General features: G+C 61.4%; 18 protein-coding genes and 1 pseudogene. 11 read left to right on the top strand and 8 right to left on the bottom strand.

Annotated features, from left to right (window positions below):
- Positions 1-4: 4 nt before the first annotated feature.
- Positions 5-1,927 (top strand): acetyl-CoA hydrolase/transferase C-terminal domain-containing protein, encoded by a 1,923-nt coding sequence (locus AD666_RS05895; RefSeq protein ID WP_053148610.1) that lies wholly within the window; start codon positions 5-7, stop codon positions 1,925-1,927.
- A 121-nt stretch (positions 1,928-2,048) separates the two neighbouring features.
- Here AD666_RS05895 and AD666_RS05890 read toward each other — a convergent pair whose 3' ends face one another.
- Together AD666_RS05890 and rep are read right to left on the bottom strand one after the other, a co-directional pair.
- Positions 2,049-2,621 carry a xanthine phosphoribosyltransferase gene (locus AD666_RS05890; protein ID WP_053148607.1) on the bottom strand — a complete coding sequence of 191 codons (573 nt, stop codon included), beginning with the start codon at positions 2,619-2,621 and terminating at the stop codon, positions 2,049-2,051.
- A gap of 54 nt (positions 2,622-2,675) precedes the next feature.
- A complete protein-coding gene (gene rep / locus AD666_RS05885) occupies positions 2,676-4,685 on the bottom strand; it encodes a DNA helicase Rep (protein ID WP_053148604.1) in 2,010 nt (669 codons plus the stop codon).
- 273 nt (positions 4,686-4,958) lie between these two features.
- Between rep and AD666_RS05880 the strand changes: the two genes are divergently transcribed.
- Complete coding sequence (locus AD666_RS05880; RefSeq protein ID WP_053148602.1) at positions 4,959-6,626, top strand: bifunctional diguanylate cyclase/phosphodiesterase; 1,668 nt, start codon at positions 4,959-4,961, stop codon at positions 6,624-6,626.
- Between the two features lie 102 nt (positions 6,627-6,728).
- Here the strand turns inward: AD666_RS05880 and AD666_RS05875 are convergent, their stop codons facing one another.
- On the bottom strand, positions 6,729-8,129 hold the full coding sequence (locus AD666_RS05875; RefSeq protein ID WP_053148599.1) for a NorM family multidrug efflux MATE transporter: 1,401 nt from the start codon (positions 8,127-8,129) through the stop codon (positions 6,729-6,731).
- A gap of 147 nt (positions 8,130-8,276) precedes the next feature.
- Between AD666_RS05875 and AD666_RS05870 the strand changes: the two genes are divergently transcribed.
- The 4 genes and pseudogenes from AD666_RS05870 to AD666_RS05860 all read left to right on the top strand — a co-directional run bounded on the left by AD666_RS05870 (position 8,277) and on the right by AD666_RS05860 (position 12,832).
- Positions 8,277-9,197: a LysR substrate-binding domain-containing protein gene (locus AD666_RS05870; protein ID WP_053148596.1), complete on the top strand. Its 921-nt coding sequence runs from the start codon at positions 8,277-8,279 to the stop codon at positions 9,195-9,197.
- 134 nt (positions 9,198-9,331) lie between these two features.
- Positions 9,332-10,507, top strand: a pseudogene (locus tag AD666_RS27000) (Cache 3/Cache 2 fusion domain-containing protein); the annotation flags it as partial.
- Positions 10,502-11,362, top strand: coding sequence for a methyl-accepting chemotaxis protein (locus AD666_RS26995; protein ID WP_371259566.1), 861 nt, complete (start codon positions 10,502-10,504; stop codon positions 11,360-11,362). The pseudogene AD666_RS27000 and the gene AD666_RS26995, both read left to right, overlap by 6 nt.
- Positions 11,363-11,617: 255 nt before the next feature.
- Positions 11,618-12,832: an aldose 1-epimerase family protein gene (locus AD666_RS05860; protein ID WP_053148591.1), complete on the top strand. Its 1,215-nt coding sequence runs from the start codon at positions 11,618-11,620 to the stop codon at positions 12,830-12,832.
- Between the two features lie 6 nt (positions 12,833-12,838).
- Here AD666_RS05860 and AD666_RS05855 read toward each other — a convergent pair whose 3' ends face one another.
- Positions 12,839-14,332 (bottom strand): YifB family Mg chelatase-like AAA ATPase, encoded by a 1,494-nt coding sequence (locus AD666_RS05855; protein WP_053148589.1) that lies wholly within the window; start codon positions 14,330-14,332, stop codon positions 12,839-12,841.
- Positions 14,333-14,530: 198 nt separating this feature from the next.
- On the opposite strand from AD666_RS05855, the gene AD666_RS05850 reads away from it, so the two are divergent.
- Complete coding sequence (locus AD666_RS05850; protein WP_053148586.1) at positions 14,531-15,793, top strand: sensor histidine kinase; 1,263 nt, start codon at positions 14,531-14,533, stop codon at positions 15,791-15,793.
- Between the two features lie 27 nt (positions 15,794-15,820).
- On the opposite strand, the gene AD666_RS05845 is transcribed toward AD666_RS05850, so the two are convergent.
- Positions 15,821-16,081 carry an accessory factor UbiK family protein gene (locus tag AD666_RS05845; RefSeq protein ID WP_053148583.1) on the bottom strand — a complete coding sequence of 87 codons (261 nt, stop codon included), beginning with the start codon at positions 16,079-16,081 and terminating at the stop codon, positions 15,821-15,823.
- Positions 16,082-16,494: 413 nt separating this feature from the next.
- On the opposite strand from AD666_RS05845, the gene glnK reads away from it, so the two are divergent.
- The 4 genes from glnK (at position 16,495) to sutA (ending at position 19,263) form a co-directional block, all read left to right on the top strand.
- A complete protein-coding gene (glnK, locus tag AD666_RS05840) occupies positions 16,495-16,833 on the top strand; it encodes a P-II family nitrogen regulator (RefSeq protein WP_002555808.1) in 339 nt (112 codons plus the stop codon).
- Between the two features lie 33 nt (positions 16,834-16,866).
- A complete protein-coding gene (locus AD666_RS05835) occupies positions 16,867-18,201 on the top strand; it encodes an ammonium transporter (protein WP_053148580.1) in 1,335 nt (444 codons plus the stop codon).
- A gap of 214 nt (positions 18,202-18,415) precedes the next feature.
- On the top strand, positions 18,416-18,841 hold the full coding sequence (locus AD666_RS05830) for a secondary thiamine-phosphate synthase enzyme YjbQ (RefSeq protein ID WP_053149682.1): 426 nt from the start codon (positions 18,416-18,418) through the stop codon (positions 18,839-18,841).
- A gap of 101 nt (positions 18,842-18,942) precedes the next feature.
- A complete protein-coding gene (gene sutA, locus AD666_RS05825; protein ID WP_053148577.1) occupies positions 18,943-19,263 on the top strand; it encodes a transcriptional regulator SutA in 321 nt (106 codons plus the stop codon).
- Between the two features lie 190 nt (positions 19,264-19,453).
- On the opposite strand, the gene AD666_RS05820 is transcribed toward sutA, so the two are convergent.
- From AD666_RS05820 to AD666_RS05810, 3 genes are read right to left on the bottom strand one after another with little or no spacing between them, the layout of a single operon-like run.
- Positions 19,454-20,158, bottom strand: a complete 705-nt coding sequence (locus AD666_RS05820; RefSeq protein ID WP_053148573.1) for an HAD family hydrolase — start codon at positions 20,156-20,158, stop codon at positions 19,454-19,456.
- On the bottom strand, positions 20,155-21,054 hold the full coding sequence (xerC, locus tag AD666_RS05815) for a tyrosine recombinase XerC (protein WP_053148570.1): 900 nt from the start codon (positions 21,052-21,054) through the stop codon (positions 20,155-20,157). The genes AD666_RS05820 and xerC overlap by 4 nt, the downstream gene beginning before the upstream one ends.
- Before the next feature lie 2 nt (positions 21,055-21,056).
- Positions 21,057-21,782, bottom strand: coding sequence for a DUF484 family protein (locus AD666_RS05810; protein WP_053148566.1), 726 nt, complete (start codon positions 21,780-21,782; stop codon positions 21,057-21,059).
- Positions 21,783-21,792 lie beyond the last annotated feature (10 nt).

Here is a 21,792-nt window from a genome sequence, read left to right as displayed (position 1 = left end):
GCGGATGGTGCAATTGTGTTCAATCGAACAGGCGGTGGACGAGGTGCTGGAGCGGTTGCCGGCGCACATTCACCTTGGCATCCCCCTGGGGCTGGGCAAGCCCAACCTGTTCGTCAACGCGCTTTACCGACGCATCGCCCAACTGCCGGAGCGGCAGCTGACCCTCTACACGGCGCTGAGCCTGGGACGGCCGAACCTGGGCGATGGTTTGCAGAAGCGTTTCCTGGAGCCCTTCATCGAGCGTGTCTTTGGCGACTACCCTGAACTGGATTATCTCGCCGACCTGCATCGGGACTGCCTGCCTTCCAACATCCGGGTCGAGCAGTTCTTCCTGCAACCTGGCAGCCTGCTGCACAGCGCTTCGGCCCAGCAGGACTACGTCAGCAGCAATTACAGCCACGCTGCCCGGGATATCAATGCCGCTGGCCTGAACCTGATCGCGCAACTGGTGGCGAGCGACCCGCAGCACCCGGATCGCCTGAGTCTGAGCTGCAACCCCGACATCACGCTCGACCTGCTGCCCATGATTGCCAAGCGGCGGGCGGCGGGGGAGACCATCCTCATGCTGGGCCAGGTTCACAGCGACTTGCCCTACATGCCAGGGGACGCGGAAATCGGCATCGATGACTTTGATTTCCTGATCGACGAGAAGGACAGCCACACGCTGTTTTCCACGCCCAACATGCCGGTGGGGTTCCAGGATCATTTCATCGGCCTGCATGCCAGCACCCTGGTGCGCGACGGCGGCACGTTGCAGATCGGCATCGGCTCCATGGGGGACGCATTGACGGCCGCGTTGCTGGCGCGCCAGGCGGATAATCTGGGTTATCAGGCGTTGCTGGCCGACCTGAACCTTAGCCAGTGGGCGCAGTTGATCGAGCGCGAGGGCGGCGTCGAGCCGTTTACCAAAGGTCTGTATGGGTGCAGTGAAATGTTCGTCAACGGCCTGCTGGTGCTGGCCGAGGCCGGAATTATCCGCCGCAAGGTCTACCCCGACGTGACGACCCAGGAACAGGCCAACGCCGGCACCCTCGATGAGGCGGCGCAGCCCGACGGCGTGTGCATCCACGGTGGCTTCTTCCTGGGCCCGCGCAGTTTCTACGAGCGCTTGCACGAATTGCCTCAAAGCAGGCGGCTCGAATTCAACATGACCCGCATCAGCTACATCAACGAGCTGTACGGCCAGGAACAGCTCAAACGCCTGCAACGAATCGATGCGCGTTTCATCAACACGGTATTCACCATGACCTTGCTGGGCGCCGGGGTGGCCGATCAACTGGAAGACGGACGGGTGCTCAGCGGCGTGGGCGGGCAGTACAACTTCGTTGCCCAGGGTCATGCGCTGGAGGGGGCACGCTCGATTCTGCTCTTGCGCAGTTGGCGCGAGGCGGGAGGCGAGGTCAGCTCGAACATTGTCTGGGAGTACGGCCACTGCACGATCCCCCGGCACTTGCGGGACATCGTGGTCACCGAGTACGGCCTCGCCGACTTGCGGGGCAAGACCGACGCCGCCGTGATCGAAGCGTTGCTGAACATCAGCGATTCACGCTTCCAGCCGGGGCTGATCGAGCAGGCGCAGAACGCAGGCAAGCTGCCCAGGGATTTCCGTCTCGATCCACGCTTCGCCGACAACACCCCGCAACGTTTGCAGGCGATCCAGGCCCGGCATCCGAACCTGTTTCCCGAATACCCGCTGGGCTCTGATTTCGACGGGGTAGAGCGCGATCTCTTGCGGGCGTTGAATTGGCTCAAGAGCAAGTTCAAGCTCACCGAAATGTTCGAACTGGGCAAGGCTGCCCTCGATGCGCCGGAGCCCGGAGCCTACCCCGAGCATCTGGAGCGGATGCAGTTGGCGAGCCCGGACGGGCTAAAAGAGGAATTGGCTCAGCGGTTGCTGCTGGCGGGGTTGAAGGCTACGGCGCTGTAACGACGAACACATTCCATTGTGGGAGCGGGCTTGCTCGCGAATGCGGTGTGTCAGATAAGGTAATTTCAACTGACACACCGCATTCGCGAGCAAGCCCGCTCCCACAGGGAAATGCGTGCGGTCAGTCTATGAAGGTCACAACCCCACCCGCCAGCGACTTCACTCGCGCCAGCGATTCAACGCGATAGCCTTGGGCATCCAGCTCAGCACGACCGCCCTGGAAGGATTTCTCGATCACGATCCCCAGTCCGGCCATGGCTGCGCCTGCCTGCTTGATGATGGAGATCAGCGCCTGGGACGCCTTACCGTTGGCCAGGAAGTCATCGATGATCAGCACGCGGTCGCTGCTGGTCAGGTGGCGCGGGCTGATGGCTACGGTGTTTTCGGTTTTCTTGGTGAACGAATACACGGTGGCCGACAGCAGGTTTTCCGTCAGGGTCAGGGATTGCTGCTTGCGGGCGAAGATCACCGGTACGCCCAGGTTCAGGCCGGTCATGATCGCCGGGGCAATGCCCGAGGCTTCGATGGTGACGATCTTGGTCACGCCCGAATCCCTGAACCGCGCGGCAAATTCGTCGCCGATCAGCTTCATCAGCTGCGGGTCGATCTGGTGGTTCAGGAAGGCGTCGACTTTCAGAACCTGATCGGAAAGCACGATGCCTTGTTCACGGATTTTCTGGTGCAGGGCTTCCATGAAGCCTCCTTTGGTGGCGCTTTCGACGCCTGAGGTCAGTTGAAAAAATCGATTCTAGCGTTTGAGCATCGCGCGTATATCGGCCAGGGCGTTGTTGCCTCGCACGGCCTTCACTTCGGTCGGCGTGTCGTCGTTGCCTTCCCAGGCCAGGTCATCCGGCGGCAGTTCGTCGAGGAAGCGGCTCGGGGCGCAGTCGATCACCTCGCCGTATTGCTTGCGCTTGGCGGCGAATGTGAATGCCAGTGTCTGGCGTGCCCGGGTGATGCCGACATAGGCCAGGCGCCGTTCTTCTTCGATGGTGTCGGCTTCGATGCTGGAGCGGTGGGGCAGGATTTCCTCTTCCATGCCCATGATGAACACGTAGGGAAATTCCAGTCCCTTGGAAGCGTGAAGGGTCATCATCTGCACGCCTTCGGCACCTTCTTCCTCCTCCTGTTGGCGCTCGAGCATATCGCGCAGCACCAGCTTGCCGATGGCGTCCTCGACCGTCATGTCGCCGTCTTCGTCTTTTTCCAGGGTGTTCTTCAACGCTTCGATCAGGAACCAGACATTGCCCATGCGATAGTCGGCGGCCTTGTCGCTGGAGCTGTTGGTGCGCAGCCAGTTTTCATAGTCGATGTCCATGACCATGCTGCGCAGCGCCGAGATCGGGTCTTCCCCGGCGCACTGCTCGCGTACCTTGTCCATGAAGCGCTTGAAGCGCGCCAGGCGATCGGTGAAACGGCTGTCCAGGTGTTCGCCCAGGCCGATTTCATCGGTGGCGGCGTACATCGAGATCTTGCGCTCGGTGGCGTAGTTGCCAAGTTTTTCCAGGGTGGTGGAACCGATTTCCCGGCGCGGGACGTTGATCACCCGCAGGAAGGCGTTGTCGTCGTCCGGGTTCACGATCAGGCGGAAGTAGGCCATCAGGTCTTTCACTTCCTGGCGACCGAAAAAGCTGTTGCCGCCCGACAGGCGATAAGGGATCTGATGGTGCTGCAGCTTCAGTTCGATCAGCTTGGCCTGGTAGTTGCCGCGATACAGGATGGCAAAGTCGCTGTACGGTCGGTCGGTGCGCAGGTGCAGGCTGAGGATTTCCATGGCGACGCGTTCGGCTTCGGCGTCTTCGTTGCGGCAGCGGATCACTCGGATCTCGTCGCCGTGGCCCATCTCGCTCCACAGTTGTTTTTCGAACTCGTGGGGGTTGTTGGAAATCAGCACGTTGGCACAGCGCAGGATGCGGCTGGTGGAACGGTAGTTCTGCTCCAGCATCACCACCTTGAGCGACGGATAGTCTTCCTTGAGCAGCATGAGGTTTTCCGGCCGCGCCCCGCGCCAGGCATAGATCGACTGGTCGTCATCACCCACGACGGTGAACTGGTTGCGTTTGCCGATCAGCAGCTTCACCAGCAGATACTGGCTGGCGTTGGTGTCCTGGTATTCGTCCACCAGCAGATAGCGGACCCTGTTCTGCCATTTTTCAAGGATGTCGGCGTGGTCCTGGAACAGCTTGACCGGCAGCAGGATCAGGTCGTCGAAGTCCACCGCGTTGAAGGCCTTGAGCGTGCGCTGGTAATGGGCGTAGACGATGGCGGCGGTCTGTTCTTTGGGGTTGCGGGCGTTTTCCAGGGCCTCGGGCGGCAGGATCAGGTCGTTTTTCCAGGCGCCGATCATGTTCTTGATCTCGTCCACGCCGTCGTCGCCCGAGTATTCCTTTTGCATGATGTCGGTCATCAGGGCCTTGACGTCGGTCTCGTCGAAAATCGAAAAGCCCGGTTTGTAGCCCAGTCGCGCATGTTCCTTGCGGATGATGTTCAGGCCCAGGTTGTGGAACGTGCAGACCGTCAGGCCTCGGCCTTCGCCGGGGCGCAGCAGGCCGCCGACTCGCTCCTTCATTTCCCGGGCGGCCTTGTTGGTGAAGGTCATGGCGACAATGTACTGGGCGCGGATGCCACAATTCTGGATCAGATGGGCGATCTTGCGGGTGATCACACTGGTCTTGCCGGAGCCAGCACCGGCGAGCACCAAAAGTGGGCCGCCGACATAGTTCACGGCTTCTTGCTGCCGGGGATTGAGTCGGGACATGACAGAGTCAGGGAGTCGTTTGCGAAAATGGGCCGGCATTTTAACAGGCTCAGCGAATTGTGCTGCTTTGTCCGACTTGTGACGCCCCATCGCGGGAACATCGCCGTTTTGCTGGCGCGACCCGGAATTTGCGGCAGATTTGCAGGGAATGTTCGATTTTTGGATGAAAAATTCACCAGAAGCCTGTATTTGAGAACCATTGCCATTGGTCATTGCCGATTGGCAGGTCATAATGCCCGGCGCCTACCACCTTGCAGAGTCTAGGGAGTCAGCTTGTCCACGCCTGTCGAACCCTTGCGTTTGCTGCTATTGGCCGAAGAGCCTGAATGGCCGGCGATACTGCGCGAGTGCCTGGCGCCCATGGCGGGCTCCGTCGTGCTGATCAGCGCCCCGGACTGGGAGTCGGTCAGCAGTCTGTTCGAAGATAATCGCAATGCCGTACTGCTGACCGTCGCGGCATTGCAACCGGCGCCCGGCCGTTGCCGCCTGCCGACTGTCCTGCTGCTTGAACAGGAACCGGCGACGCCACCCGATGGCGCCAGCGACTGGCTGGTGCGAGACATGCTCGACAGCGCGACCCTGCGCCGTTGCCTGCGCCATGTGCGCGAACGCGGTGTGCTGGAAAATACGTTGCAGCGCCTGGCCGAACAGGACCCCTTGACTGGCATCGCGAATCGCCAGGGTTTCCAGACCCTGCTGGCGGCGCGCCTGGCCGAAAACGACGGTCGCGGCCTGGCGCTCGGTCATCTGGACCTGGACAACTTCCGCCACGCCAACGATGCCCTGGGCCATCAGGCTGGCGACCGCTTGATCCTGCAAGTGGTGTCGCGCCTCAAGGGATCGCTGGAGGCAGGCGACCAGCTGGCGCGCCTGGGCGGCGACGAGTTTGCCTTGCTGATCGACACCCGCCGCGCGCCTCAACGGGCCGAATGGATCGCCGAGCGCATCACGCAAGCCATGGCCGAGCCTTATTGGGTAGACGGTGAGAGCCTGCTGATTGGCTGCAGCCTGGGCATAGCCCACGCTCGCGCCCAGGCTGGCGCCGATCCGCTGATGTGGCACGCCCACATCGCAATGCAGCAGGCCAAGAGCACTCAGGGTTGTACCTTCCATATCTTCAACGAGCGGATCAACCGCAATGCCCGTAGCCTCGCCGACCTGGAGAGCGAACTGCGCCGGGCACTGCGGCGCGATGAGCTGGAACTGCATTATCAACCCCGACTGGATCTCGATAGCGGCAGTATTGTCGGCCTCGAAGCCCTGGTGCGCTGGCGCCACGGTGAGCGCGGGTTGCTGCCGCCGAGTGAATTCGTGCCGCTGGCCGAACAGAGTGGGTTGATTGTGCCGCTGGGCTACTGGGTGATTTCCCGGGCGCTCCGGGACATGCAGGCACTGCGCGAGCGGGGCCTGGCGCCATTGCATATGGCGGTCAACCTGTCGTTCCGGCAGTTCCAGGACAGTCAGTTGCTGGTGACCTTGAGCCGACTGATCGCCGAGCGCGGTGTGGAGGCTCAATGGCTTGAATTCGAACTCACCGAAACCGCCGTCATGCGCCGCAGTGAGTTGGTCAAGCAGACCATGGACGCCCTGGGACGCCTGGGGGTACGTTTTTCCCTGGACGACTTCGGCACCGGGTTTTCCTCATTCGTGCACCTCAACAGCCTGCCCATCGCCCTGCTCAAGATCGACAAGAGTTTTGTCGGTGGCATGGAGCAGCGTGAAGAGAACCGCAAGCTGGTACACGCGATGATCAACCTGGCTCACAACCTGAACCTGGACGTGGTGGCCGAAGGCGTGGAAACCCCGGAGCAGCTGGCGTTGCTGCGCGGCTTCGGTTGCGACCAGGTGCAGGGTTACCTGATCAGCAAACCGTTGCCGTTGCCTGATCTGGTTGAGTACCTGATGCTCGATGGCAGGTCGACACAGCAAGGCATGGCCTGACCTGGCCCCCCCGTCTTCTGTGGGAGCGAGCCTGCTCGCGATAGCGGCCTATCAGTCAACATTGAAGTAGCAGGCACACCGCCATCGCGAGCAGGGGAATGCTCAATCGATCTGGACGGTGTCGAAACCTCGCTGCCCAGTCGCAGCCCTGATCATCCGCGCCATCTTCCCCTCGAACGCCAGTGTCAGGCTCACCGCCGCGCATGCCAGTCCCAGGGCCAGGCCCCACCAGACACCGGTCGGCCCCCAATTCAGGTGAAAGGCCATCCACCACGCGGCCGGTGCACCGATCAGCCAATAACAACCCAGGCCCACCAGGAAGGTGGTCTTGGCATCCTTCAGCCCACGGATGCAGCCCATGGCGATGGTCTGCGTGCCATCGAACAACTCGAACCACGCCGCGACCGCCAGCAGGCTCACCGCCAGGTCGATGACCCCACGGAAAGCCGGGTCGTTGTGGTCCAGAAACAGGCCGATAAGCTGATTCGGCAACAGCCAGAACACCATGGCGAATGCCAGCATCACCGCCGCGCCGAAGCCGATACCGACCCGTCCGGACAGTCTCGCCATGAGCAGTTGCCCGGCGCCGTAGTGTTGGCCGATGCGCATGGTGATCGCATACGACATCCCCGCCGGGACCATGAACGCCACCGAGACGATTTGCAGGGCGATCTGGTGTGCCGCCAATGGCGTACTGCCCATGGTGCCCATGCACAGCGCGGCGAACGCAAACAGGCCGACCTCCACGGTATAGGTGCCGCCAATCGGCAAGCCCAGGCGCCAAAGTTCCTTGAGGTATTGGCGATTGGGTCGCGACAGGCCTGCAAGCAATGGATAAGCGTGGTAGGCCGGGTGCTTGTGGATATGCCACGCCAACACCAGGGCCATGCAATTGGCGACAATGGCCGTCACCAGGCCAATCCCCATCAGCCCCAGTTTCGGCAGGCCGAACAGGCCCGTGATAAGCGCATAGTTGAGCAGGAAGTTGGCCACGGTGCCGCCCAGGCTGATCACCATCACCGGCGTGGCCCGGCCAATGGCGCTGGTGAAACCGCGCAGGGCCATGAAACTCAGGTAGCCGGGCAGGGCGAATGGCAGGGCCAGCAGGAATTGCCCGGCGGACAGCACGTTGGTTTCGGTCTGGCCGAACATCAACAGCACGGGTTTGAGGTTCCACAGCAGTAACCCCGCCACCAGGGCCATCAGCCAGGCCAGCCATAACCCGGCCTGGGTCAGCCGGGTAGCGCCCTCGACATCGCCCGCGCCTTGGCGGATTGCAACCAGGGTGCCCACGGCTGCGATCACACCGATGCAGAAAATCGAGACAAACGAATAAGACGCCGCTCCCAGCCCACCACCGGCCAGGGCTTCGGGGCTCAGGCGCGCCATCATCAATGTGTCGGTCAGGACCATCAACATGTGCGCCAACTGCGAGGCGATCAACGGCCCCGCCAGCCGCAGAATGGCCCGGAGTTCGGTACGCGCCGGATGTTGCATGGTCATCACGCTCCCTGTTTGGAAAAGGCAGTAAAGCGTCGATTCTCGGCGTCTCCGGGGCTTTGCACAAAAGGATAAAAAAGATCGCTGGCATGATTAAAACTCATGCAGGATGTCTGGTACGGTGCGTGGACAACCTTACGGAGCTTCACCATGGCGCGTCGTCTTCCTCCTTTATATGCACTGCGGGCGTTCGAAGCCGCGGCGCGGTACAGCTCGTTTACCCGGGCCGCGGACGAATTGTCGATTACGCAAAGCGCGGTCAGCCGCCATATCCGTACCCTTGAGGAGCACTTTGCCTGCCGACTGTTCCAGCGCAGCGGACGCAACCTGCAACTGACCGAAGCGGCGCGGCTGCTACTGCCGGGCGTGCGCGAGGGGTTCATGGCGCTCGAACGGGCCTGCCATACCTTGCACGGGGAGGACGGTATCCTGCGCATGAAGGCACCCTCGACCTTGACCATGCGTTGGTTGCTGGCGCGCCTGAGTCGCTTTCGCCATTTGCAGCCGGGCAATGAAGTGCAGCTGACCAGTGCGTGGATGGATGTCGACTCGGTGGACTTCAACACCGAGCCTTTCGATTGCGCCGTATTGTTGAGCAACGGGCACTTCACGGCAGACTGGGAAGCGAGCCTGCTTTTTCCCGAAGAGTTGATCCCGGTAGGCGCGCCGAACCTGTTGAACGATCAGCCCTGGGACATTGGACGGCTGGCCTGCACGGAATTGCTGCACCCAACGCCAGACCGTCGGGACTGGCGCAAGTGGCTCGAATGCATGGGCCTTTCCGACAAGGTTTCGCTCAAGGGTGGCCAGGTGTTCGATACGCTGGAGCTGGGCATGATCGCGGCCGCTCGCGGTTATGGTGTATCGATGGGCGACTTGCTGATGGTGGCCGAGGATGTGGCCCAAGGGCGTTTGAGCCTGCCATGGCCGACAGCCGTCGCCAGCGGTGAGCATTACTACCTGGTCTGGCCGAAAACCCGGCCGGGAGGTGAACGTTTGCGTCGGCTCAGTGACTTTCTCCAGGGTGAGGTGAAGGCCATGCAATTACCAGCGGTAAAGCGCCTCGGCTGAATCGTTAAACGCCTGATTGATGGCTACTTGATATTAATCCGCCCGTGGCGCTCAAGTATTTGGCTTTGCCGCCGAATTCGTGCACATGGAACCTTCGTCCAGAAAGGGCTTACCGATAAATTCACCCGAATAAAATGCCGAGTGTGCGACTCGATCAGGATGATCCGGTCACTCGTCCAGGAGCCGTCATGTCTCAACCCCGTGCCCGGATCGCCTCACAGCTGGGTCTTGCCCTCGCCGTGATACTGGCGGTCGTGATTTCCGGTAGTACCGTTTTTGCCTTGCGTTCGCTGGATACAGCCAACCTGGCCACCCGCGAAGAACACCTGGCCAGCGAAGCGCGTTTGTTAGCCGACCAGCTCAGCACTTTCCATGGCACCCTGCGCGAAAGCACCCAGCGGTTGGCCGGCCTGTTCGAAAAGCGTTTCAGCGCTGGCCTCAGCGTACACCCGGACCAGCCGGTTGCCGTGGCGGGCGTCCAGGTCCCGAGCCTGAACCTGGGCAGTACGGTATTGAACAACGATTTCACCGAAGTCGACGAGTTCAAACAAATGACCGCCGGAACGGCCACGGTATTCGTGCGCAACGGCGATGATTTCTTCCGGGTCAGCACCTCGGTCAGCAAGCAGGACGGTACGCGCGCCATCGGTACGGTGCTCGACCATGCCAGCCCGGCCTATGCTCGCTTGATGGCCGGGCAGAGCTATATCGGTCGCACCTTGCTGTTCGGGCGCTACTACATGACCCAGTACAGCCCGGTGCGCGACAGCAGCGGCAAGATCATCGCCGCGCTGTATGTAGGGTTCGATTACACCGATGCGCAGAACGCGCAATTCGAAAACCTCAAGCGCTTCCGCATTGGCCAGACCGGTTCGCTGGCTTTGCTGGATGAGCAAAACAAATGGCTGGTGCCACCCGCCGGCGTGCAGGCGCTGGACCAGGCAGCCACCACGACCCAGAAGCTGATAAAGACGCCGGGCAAAGGTGTGTTCTGGAACGACACCGCCGAAGAGTTCTACAGCGTCGCCGTTGCGTTCGAAGGCGGGCCATGGGCGGTTGTGGCGAGCATGCCGAAAGCCGAGATCAGCGCCGTGACCTGGAATGTGGGCACGCAACTGGCCATTGGCAGCCTGCTGGCGATGCTGCTGGCCGTTGGCGCGGCGATGTGGCTGCTGCGCAGCAAACTGGCGCCTCTTGGGGATCTGGTACGCCAGGCGGAAGCCTTGGGGGCCGGTGATCTGAGCGTCCGCCTCAACGTGTCGAGCCATGACGAAATCGGTCAACTGGCCCGTGCCTTCAACCAGATGAGCCAGGCGCTGTCGACCATGGTCGAACACATCCGCAAGGCTTCCCAAGAAGTCAACAGCCGCGCCCAAGCCTTGTCCGGCTTGTCCAGCGGGGCGTACGAAGGGATGGAGCAGCAGTCCGGCGAAATCACCAGCATGGCCGGCGCGGTGGAAGAGTTCAGTGCGACGTCGTTGAACATTGCCGACAACATGAGTAACACCCAGCGTCTGGCGCAGGAAAACGCACAACAGACCCAGATCGGGCGCACGTCGATGGATGAAGCTTCGTCGTCCCTGGAGCAGATCGCCGGCGCGCTCAACAGTACCGCCACGGTCATCAATACTCTGGGCCAGCGTTCCCAGGAAATCGGCGGCATCGTGGGCGTGATTACGTCCATTGCCGAACAAACCAACCTGCTGGCCTTGAACGCCGCCATCGAAGCCGCCCGTGCGGGTGAGCAGGGCCGTGGTTTCGCCGTGGTGGCTGACGAAGTCCGTAGCCTGGCGTCCCGTACCCGTCAGGCCACTGACGAAATCTCCAGCATGATCACCAGCATCCAGCAGGAAACCGGCAACGCCATCAGTACCATGGAACAGGGCAACCTGTTGATGCAGGAAGGCCTGTCGCGCAACGCCAACGTGGCTTCGGCCCTGGCCCGCATCGACGAGCAGAGTCGTTCGGCCGGCCAGCAGTTCGCGGCGATTACCACCGCCACCCAGGAACAAAGCAGTACCGCGACCTTGTTGAGCAGTAACCTGCAGAGCATCGCCATGGCCAACAGTGAACAACGCGAAGTGGTCTCGAACCTGGCGATTACCGCCAAGGAACTGGAAAAACTGGCGCAGGACCTGCGTCAGGAAGTCGATCGGTTCCGCTGAGGCATTCTGCTGCCGGCAGAAGGGTCTCATCGCGAGCAGGCTCACTCCCACGGGATGACGGTTGATTTTCAGTCAAACCCTGTGCGAGCCCTGCTCGCGATAGCGGCAGGCCAGCCAGCCTCGCGCCAACCGGGCCGCTTTTATCGAGTCGCTTACCCCCCTTCATTTTCGCGGTGGTTGCGGTTTTTCTACTTGCTGAAACGTTTCTGCAAGACTATAAAATCCGCACAACTCCAAAAAGAAGGCTTACTCCCCATGACTCCGCTCAAACTTTTTGTTGCCCTCGGCGCCTTGGGCGTCGCGTCCCACGCCATGGCCTGGGACTACGTCCTGCTCGACACCGACAAAGCCGCACAACCCTGGCAAATCACCAGCCAGCAGCTTGGCGTCAAAACCGACAAACCCTTTTCCGTGACGATGCGCACCCTGCACGGCGGGCGGCAGGAGGGCGTCAGTATCGTGGACATCGACAACGGCACCCTGAAGCTTTCGGTAGTCCCGACCCGTGGCATGAACGTATTGCAGGCCTCGGTGGGCAGCGTGCGCATGGGCTGGGATTCGCCGGTCAAGGAAGTGGTCAATCCGGCCTTTATCGAGCTCAACGGTCGCGGTGGGCTGGGTTGGCTCGAAGGTTTCAACGAACTGGTGACCCGTTGCGGCTACGAATGGGTCGGCCACCCGGGCATGGACAATGGTGAGCTGCTGACCCTGCATGGTCGCGCCGCCAACATCCCGGCCAATAAGGTCACCCTGCATATCGATGAAAAACCGCCCTACGCCATCACGCTCCGCGGCGAGCTGAAGGAGCAGGCATTCAAGAAGGTCGACTTCTCGGTGCAGACCGAACTGGTCACCGAGCCTGGCAGTGTGACCTTCGCACTCAACGATACGTTGACCAACAATGGCGATTATCCGAAGGAATACCAGGCGCTGTACCACAGCAATTTCAGCACGCCGTTCCTGGAGCAGGGCGCGCGTTTCGCTGCCCCGGTCAAGCAGGTGTCGCCCTTCAACGACAAGGCCAAGGGCGACCTGGGCGATTGGCAAACCTACCGGGGGCCAACGCGTGATTACGACGAAACCGTCTACAACGTCGTGCCATACGCCGATGCCAAGGGCGACACACTCACTGTATTGCACAACAAGGCCGGCAACCTTGGCGTGTCGGTGGGCTTCAACACCGCGACGCTTCCGGTCTTCTCCCTGTGGAAAAACACCGACACCCAGGGCCAGGGATATGTGACCGGGTTGGAGCCGGGCACCAGTTTTTCCTATAACCGCCGGTACCAGCGGCCTTTGGGCCTGGTCCCCACTATCGGGCCGAAAGAGCACAAGCGGTTCACGATCAATTACAGCCTGTTGGCGGACAAGAGCGCCGTGGACAAAGCACTCAAACGCATCGATACCATCCAGAACGATCAGAAAACCGAAGTGCGCGACACGCCGCTGGTGGATCTGACCAAGCCATGACCCGGGTCATGGTGTAGCGGGCCGATATTGCAGCGCTTCGGCCAGGTGCTCGCGCCGGATGCTTGCCGCTTGCTCCAGGTCCGCCAATGTTCGGGCGACCTTGAGCAGGCGATGGGCTGCACGCAGCGATAAGGTCAGCCGTTCGCAGGCCGTTTCCAGCCAGGTTTCGTCAGGAGTGGATAAATGGCAGTACCGGCGCAAACCTGGCAGGTCCAGAAAAGCGTTGGCGCAACCCTGGCGTTTTTGCTGGCGCTCGCGGGCTTCGGCCACCTGTCCGGCGACGGTGGCCGTATCCTCGCCCGGTGTGCTCCGTGGATTGAGTGCGGTGGCTTCGCGGGAGACGGTCAAGTGCAAGTCGATACGGTCCAGCAAGGGGCCGGACAACTTGTTGCGATAGCGTTGCACCATGTCCGGCGTGCAGGAGCAGCGGCCAGTGGGCTCGCCCAGGTATCCACAGGGGCACGGATTCATTGCCGCCACCAGTTGGAAACGTGCCGGAAAGCGCACCCGGTCACGGGCGCGCGACACCACGATGAAACCTGATTCCAACGGTTCCCTCAGCACTTCCAGGACCTTGCGGTCAAATTCGGGCAGTTCATCCAGAAACAGCACGCCATGGTGAGCGAGGGTGATTTCCCCTGGCTGCGGTTTGGATCCGCCGCCCACCAGCGCTGGACCGGAGGCCGAGTGGTGCGGCTGGCGAAACGGCCGTTGCGGCCAGTGGCTCAACGGCACGCAACTGGCGACCGATTGAATCGCCGCGACCTCCAGGGCCTCGCTCTCGGCCAATGGCGGCAACAGCCCTGGCAGGCGGCTCGCCAGCAAGGTCTTGCCGGTTCCCGGAGGCCCGCTGAACAGCAGGTTATGAGCGCCGGCGGCAGCGATCAGCAAGGCGCGCTTGGCTCCGGCCTGGCCTTGTACTTCGTTCAGGTCTGGATAAGGCTTGCTGGCCGAGAGCAACCCATTGGAAACGAAAGGTTCGATGGGCGTATGGCTGTTGAGGTGCGCGACGGCTTCGAGCAGATGATCCACGGCGATGACCTTCAGGCCCGACGCCAGGCAGGCTTCCTCGGCGTTTGCCCGTGGGACTACCAGCGTACGCCCGGCCCTGCGTGCCGCCAGCGCCGCGGGCAAGACACCGCGCACCGGCCGCACCGCGCCGGATAATGCCAGCTCACCAAGGCATTCCACGTCGTCGAGGGTCAGGGTCGGCACTTGCACACTGGCTGCCAGGATCCCCAGGGCAATCGCCAGGTCGAACCGCCCGCCATCCTTCGGTAGATCGGCGGGCGCCAGGTTCAAGGTGATGCGCCGCGCCGGGAAGTTCAGCCCTGAGTTGATGATCGCGCTGCGCACCCGGTCCTTGCTTTCCTTCACAGCCGCTTCCGGCAAACCGACCATCGTCAGCGATGGCAAACCATTGGCCAGATGAACCTCAACGGTAACGGCAGGGGCCTCCACCCCTACCTGGGCGCGGCTGTGGACGATGGCGAGCGACATGGAACGTTCCTTGAGTGAAGAAAGGGCCGCGTCCTGCGGCTGTTCAAAGCGTAGTCGTGAGGGGAGACCCCGGAGCGGTAATTGAATGGCCGATTTTTCGCAGGATGTTTCGAATACGGCGTGGGCGATCAGGCCCCTCTGCTAGACTGAAAAAGTCCGGTATTGGCGGTATACAAACGGCACAGGGAGGAAGCGGCCATGGACAATCTGCTGGCGCTGTTGACCGACAACCGCTTCATGCCTCATGGCCACTGCTACATGTGGCGTCCGGACCTGCTCTGGACCAATGTCATCGCCGATGGCTTGATCACTTTTTCCTACATCAGCATTCCCTTCACCCTTCTTTACTTCATCCACAAGCGCAAGGACGTTCCGTTCGACTGGATGCTGGCGGCTTTCGGCGTCTTTATCCTGGCCTGCGGGACCAGCCATGTGATGGAAATCCTGACCATCTGGCAACCCTACTACTGGCTGTCGGCGCTGGTTAAGGTCATCACCGCCATTGCCTCGGTGATCACCGCTATTTTGCTGGTCCGGCTGATACCCGCGGCGCTGAAGATCCCCAGTCCCCAGCAGTTAGCCAGGGTCAACGACGAGTTGCGCGAAGCCCAGGCTGAACTGGTCACCACCGCCCGCCGAGCGGGAATGGCGGAAATAGCCACCAACGTCTTGCATAACGTGGGCAACGTGCTCAATAGCGTTAACGTGTCAGCCCAGGTCTTGTACGACAAATTGCACACGTCCAAAGGGCAGGGGGTCGCCAAGGTCGTCCAGTTGATGAAGGAACATTCCGACGATCTGGGCGATTTCTTCAACAGCGATCCAAAGGGTCGGGCTCTGCCGGAGTACCTGGGCAAACTCGCCGAGTCGCTGGCAATCGAGCAGCAGAGCATGATCAATGAGTTGGCGCAGTTGACCAAAAGCATCGACCACGTCAAGGAAATCGTCGCCACTCAGCAGGCGTATGCCGGCAACTCAAGTGTGTTGGAGCCGGGGTCGTTGCGAGAGTTGATCGAGGATGTGGTGCGAATCTGCCATGTCTCTCTGGCGCGTCATCATGTGACGGTGGTCAAAGAGCTCGACGATATCCCGCTGATGCCGCTGGATAAACACAAGGTTCTGCAGATATTGATCAACCTGATCAATAACGCCAAGCAGGCCCTCGACCCGGTCGTGGACCGGCCATCCCGGATCATCCTGCGTCTCAAGGCCATTGAAGACAAGCGAGTGCGGGTCGAGGTCGAGGACAACGGCGAGGGCATTTCCATGGGCAATCTCACCCGGGTGTTCGAGCATGGTTTCACGACACGGGTCGACGGCCATGGCTTCGGCTTGCACAGCTGCATCCTGGCGGCCCATGAAATGGGCGGTGAACTGATGGTACAAAGCGACGGGCCGGGACTCGGAGCGCTTTTTGCGCTGGAGCTGCCGATGGTGTCCGCTTCGGACAAACCGCATTGAAACATCCCAGGCGCATCCCGAGCCTGCTTATTCCTGCGTTGGAGCCAATCGCGCTTCCAGCTCCGCCACCTTCGCCTCCAGGCTCTCCAACCGGGCCCGGGTCCGCGCCAAAACCACCATCTGGCTGTCGAATTCTTCCCGGCTAACCAGGTCCAGCTTGCTGAATCCGCTTTGCAGCAGCGCTTTGAACTGGCTTTCGATTTCACTCTTGGGCAGGGGGGTATCGCCGCTGAGTAGACGGGAGGCGTGGCCGCTCAGGGCGTCGAGGAGGTCTTTTGGCGCAAGCATGTCTGGTGTCCTGAAAACAATGGCAGGCAGTGTATCACGCAGTGTCTATAGTCAATTCACGAGTGCGGATGCACGCTTTTCGCGCACGGGGCCGGGCGCTGTCGCACTGTTGTTGTGCGTATCGCTGCGGTTCGTGGTGCAGCGCAGGTCGGCGAATCGGGTAAGGGATTGAAATCAGTGGGTTTGGGCACAGATGGCAAGGTTTCTGCTTAGTGGCTGATGACCCATGCACTGATGCAGTCGTTGTGACGAATGCAGTGCAGCAGACGAAGCGGGGAGCTTCGTCAGGAACGGTTGACTGGCGCCGGTCGGGCAACTTGGGCCGACGATGCGTTACAAAGCCAGGCACTGCGCTTAGACTTGAGTCGGGTTTGTTTTCCTGGGGCAAGTCCACCAATTCGGGAGAGAGTTTCATGAAGCTAGTCACTGCCATCATCAAGCCGTTCAAGTTGGACGACGTGCGCGAGTCGCTGTCCGAAATCGGCGTGCAGGGCATTACCGTTACCGAGGTCAAGGGCTTCGGCCGGCAGAAAGGCCATACCGAGCTGTATCGCGGCGCGGAATACGTGGTCGATTTCCTGCCCAAGGTGAAGATCGACGTCGCCATCGACGACAAGGATCTGGACCGGGTCATCGAGGCCATCACCAAGGCTGCCAACACCGGCAAGATCGGTGATGGAAAGATCTTTGTGGTCAATCTGGAACAGGCTATCCGCATCCGTACCGGCGAAACCGATACCGACGCCATCTAAGCCGCCAAACCCAACGCCCCAGGAGAAAACAATATGACTCTGCGTAAATTCGCAGGGCTAGGAGCCCTGTTGTCCTTCGTAATGCCTGGCCTGGCCATGGCGGAAGAAGCGGCAGCCCCTGTACTGAATTCCGGCGACACCGCCTGGATGCTGACTGCCACGATTCTTGTCCTGTTCATGACCATCCCTGGCCTGGCGCTGTTTTACGGCGGCATGGTCCGGTCGAAAAACCTTCTTTCCGTGATGATGCAGTGCTTTGCCATTACCGGTCTGATCAGCATCCTGTGGGTCATCTATGGCTACAGCATCGCGTTCGATACCACCGGCATGGAGCAGGGCGTCGTCAATTTCAACTCCTTCATCGGCGGCCTGGGCAAAGCGTTCCTGGCGGGCGTCACCCCGGCCAGCATCACCGGCCCGGCGGCGCTGTTCCCTGAAGCGGTCTTCATCACTTTCCAGATGACGTTCGCCATCATCACGCCGGCCCTGATCGTCGGCGCCTTCGCCGAGCGGATGAAGTTCTCCGCCATGCTGATCTTCATGGGGGTGTGGTTCACGCTGGTCTACGCGCCGATTGCGCATATGGTCTGGTCCGGTAACGGCGGCCTGATGTGGGACTGGGGCGTGCTGGACTTCGCCGGCGGCACCGTAGTGCACATCAACGCCGGTATCGCGGGACTGGTGGCGTGCCTGGTGCTGGGCAAGCGCAAAGGCTTCCCGAGCACGCCGATGGCGCCGCATAACCTGGGTTACACCCTGATGGGCGCTGCCATGCTGTGGGTTGGCTGGTTCGGCTTCAACGCCGGTTCCGCCGTCGCCGCCAACGGCACGGCCGGCATGGCGATGCTGGTGACTCAGATCGCCACCGCTGCGGCGGCGCTGGGCTGGATGTTTGCCGAGTGGATCACCCACGGCAAGCCAAGCGCACTGGGCATCGCCTCGGGCGTGGTGGCGGGTCTGGTTGCGATCACACCGGCTGCCGGCACCGTGGGCCCGATGGGCGCCCTGGTCATCGGCCTGGCGGCGGGCGTGGTGTGCTTCTTCTGCGCGACCACCCTCAAGCGCAAGCTCGGCTACGACGACTCCCTGGATGCCTTCGGCGTGCATGGTATCGGCGGTATCCTCGGCGCGATCCTGACCGGTGTGTTCGCCGCACCGGCCCTGGGTGGCTTCGGCACCGTGACCGATATCGGTGCGCAGGTCTGGATTCAATTCAAAGGTGTGGGTTTCACCGTGATCTATACGGCGATCGTCACCTTCATCATCCTCAAGGTTCTGGACGCCGTCATGGGCCTGCGGGTCTCCGAGGAAGAAGAAGCCGTTGGCCTGGACCTGGCCGAACACAACGAGCGTGGCTACAACCTGTAAGCGCACGCAAAAAAAATTATGCCCGGTTCGCCGGGCATTTTTTTGTCCGCAGTTTGTCATTGCTCAGAAGAAGGCCCGGTTTTTTCCGACGTCTTTTGTCATGTAAGCGACACGGTTTTTCTACCGCCAAAGGCTTACATCGAAGGAGGAATATTAGGCTCTTTGTTTTTTTCCAGAGCGCGCTAGAATGCGCGCCGAACGTGCGGAGATCTGTATGTGGCAACAGACGCTGATAACCCTGCGGGCCAGGCCCAGGGGCTTTCATCTGGTGACGGACGAGTTGCTCGCCGGTCTGCCTGAACTCCGGGCGTGTCGCGTCGGTCTGTTGCATCTGTGGCTGCAGCATACCTCGGCCTCGTTGACCATCAACGAGAACGCCGATCCGGCGGTTCGTCGAGACTTCGAACGATTTTTCAATCGGCTGATCCCACAAGGAACCGCCGGTTATGAGCACAACGACGAAGGCCTGGACGACCTCCCGGCGCACTTCAAGGCCAGCGTGCTGGGTTGTCAGGTCAGCCTGCCGGTAACGGACGGGCGACTGGCACTGGGTACCTGGCAAGGTGTTTATCTGGGCGAGCACCGTGATCATGGCGGTGCTCGTAAAGTCCTCGCCACCTTGTACGGTGAAGGGGCATGACCGCTGATTGCCGGCGGATGTTGAATTTTTTCTGGCAGCCTTCGACAGTTGGCGAAGCTGGGCTATAACTAATCTGCTTTTCGCAAGTCATGAGGTAGAACATGAGCGACGATGATCTGGAAAACGACGACCTCGAAGTCGGTGACGAAGACGAGGCCGAAGACGGTCTGGAAGCGGCGGCTGAAGATGTTGCCGATGAGGATGTTGCCGATGTCCCGGTGCCTGCCAAGGGCAAGGCCAAAGCGGCAGTGTCGATCGACGAGCTGCCGAGCGTAGAGGCCAAGAACAAGGAGCGTGATGCGCTCGCCAAGGCCATGGAAGAGTTCCTGGCCAGGGGCGGAAAGGTGCAGGAAGTGGAGGCCAACGTGGTCGCCGATCCGCCCAAGAAGCCTGACAACAAGTACGGCAGCCGCCCTATCTGAGCTTCTGCTTTTTGCTTGCATGAAAAAGCCCGCCGTCGCTGCGGGCTTTTTCATGGGCGCATGACAGTGCACCGTCCATGTGGGAGCGGGCTTGCGCGCGAAGGCGTTTCAACATCCAGCAGATGAGTTGGCTGACCCAGCGCTTTCGCGAGCAAGTCCGCTCCCACAGAGAACTGTGGCGTTTGCCGGCTCAGGACTGGCTATGCCACCCCGCCAGCAACCCCGGCAGTTCCGTCAGGCTGCGAATCTCGGCATCCGGTTTGTGCTCGGCATCCCAGGTCTTGCCCGCCGGGTTGAACCACACCGCCCGCAAGCCGGCCTGCTGAGCGCCGGCGATGTCGTCGCCCGGATGATCGCCAATGTGCACGGCGGTTTGCGCGGTGGCGCCGCCGCGTTGCAGGGCTTCGTGAAACAACCGGGCGTCTGGCTTGGCGACGCCGATGTCTTCGGCACACAGGGCGAACTTGAAGTAGTCCGCCAGCCCCAGGCGACGTACATCGGCGTTGCCATTGGTGACCACGCCGAGGGAGAAGTGATTGGCCAGGATTTCCAGGGTGGGCTGCACCTCCGGAAAGACCTCCAATTGATGGCGCGCATGCAGGAACGCCTCGAATGCCTGGTCCGCCAGACCAGAGGCCTGCCACTGGTCATAGCCTGCCTCTTGCAGCGCACGGAACAGCACTCGCCGGCGCAGCGCACTGATGCGGTGCTTCAGGTCCGGCTCCTCGCGCAGCACTTGTTCGCGGATCGCCCACAGGTGCTCCACCGGCACGCCACCCAGATCCGGTGCGTTGTCGGTCAACCATTGGCGTAAGACGGCTTCGGCGCTGGCGATCACCGGGGCGGTGTCCCACAGCGTGTCGTCCAGGTCGAAAGTGATGAGCTCGATGGTCATGATTCGTCGCCCTTGATGCGTTTGGCCCTGGGGTGGGCACTGTCATAGACCGTCGCCAGGTGTTGGAAATCCAGATGAGTGTAGATCTGGGTGGTCTTGATGTCCGAGTGGCCGAGCAGCTCTTGGACCGCGCGCAGGTCCTGGGAAGATTCCAGCACGTGGCTGGCGAAGGAGTGCCTGAGCATGTGCGGATGCAGGTTCTGTCCCAGTTCGCGTTCGCCGGCGGCCTTGACCCGTATCTGGATGGCCCGTGGTCCGAGGCGCCGACCCTGTTGGCTGACGAAGACGGCGTCGTCGGCAGGGTTGGCCAGTGCCCGCAGCGGCAGCCACAACGCCAGGGCTTCGCGGGCCTTGCGGCCGATGGGCAGCAGGCGTGTCTTGCTGCCCTTGCCGAGCACCTGGACCATGCCATCGGCCAGGTCCAGTTGCTCCAGGTTCAGGCCCGTCAGCTCTGAAAGTCGCAAGCCGGAGGAATAGAACAGTTCGAGAATCGCCTGGTCCCGTCGCGCCAGGAAGTCATCCTCGACCGCGCCTTCGAGCAGTTGCAGGGCGCGGTCGGTGTCGAGGGTCTTCGGCAACCGGCGCTCGCCCTTGGGCGGTGCCAGTCCGGTGGCCGGATCGTGGTCGCAGAGGCCTTCGCGGTTGAGGTAGTGGTATAAGCCACGTACTGCCGACAACAGTCGTGCCAGGCTGCGGGAAGATTGTCCCTGCTGGTGCAGTCGTGCGATCAGGCTGCGCAGGCGCTGGATGTCCAAGGCCTGCCAACTGCCGACGTTCTGCTTCTGGCACCAGCCCAGCACTTTTTCCAAGTCGCGACGATAGGCCGACAACGTGTGGGGCGACACTTGGCGCTCACTGCGCAGGTGTTCGCAGTAGGCCTCCAACTGCCGCTCCATCATCAGCGTACCGAGCGCAGCGAACCGGCAACCCGTGGCAATACCCGGCCGGTGACTTCGGCGATGTAGCTCAAGAACAGCGTGCCCACCGAGCTCTTGTAGTGCTGGGGATCGCGACTGGCGATGGCCAGCACGCCGTGCACGCCCTGATGGGCGATGGCGACGACGGCGGTGGAGCCAATCTGCTTGCGTTGTTCTTCGCCAAAGAGGAAGTCCAGCTCATGCTCGCGCAGGCTGCCGCTGACGCTCTTGTTTTCCGTGAGCAGGCCGCCGATGGCGGTCTGCGCATCGGCATGGGTCACCCAGCGGCCGACCGGCATAGCGTTGTCGCCAAACAGGATCAGGCTGACAAAAGGCACCTGGAAATCCTGTCGCAGGCTGTCTTCGACGCTCATCACCACATCTTCCAGGGTACTGGCGTCCATCAGGGCCAGTATCAGGCGACGGGTCTTTTCGAACAGTCGGTCGTTGTCCCGGGCCACATCCATCAGGTGCGAGAGACGATGACGCATTTCAATGTTGCGCTCGCGCAGGATCTTCATCTGATGCTCCACCAGCGATACGGTATCGCCGCGCCGGTGGGGGATGCGCATCACTGAAAGCAACTCTTCGCGCTCGACGAAAAAGTCCGGATGAGCCTCCAGGTAAGCGGCCACCGCCGCGGCATCCGGAAGCGGGCTCGGGGTTTCGTCGGGCTGCGGGGCTGGAACCTGTGGCTTGTCGGTCATGGGTTTGACT

Origin of the sequence: Pseudomonas sp. Pf153 (genome assembly GCF_001269775.1) — a bacterium.
Taxonomy (GTDB): domain Bacteria; phylum Pseudomonadota; class Gammaproteobacteria; order Pseudomonadales; family Pseudomonadaceae; genus Aquipseudomonas; species Aquipseudomonas uvaldensis.
The sequence above is the reverse complement of the archived record's forward strand: the minus strand, read 5'-3'. Positions and strand labels throughout refer to the sequence as shown.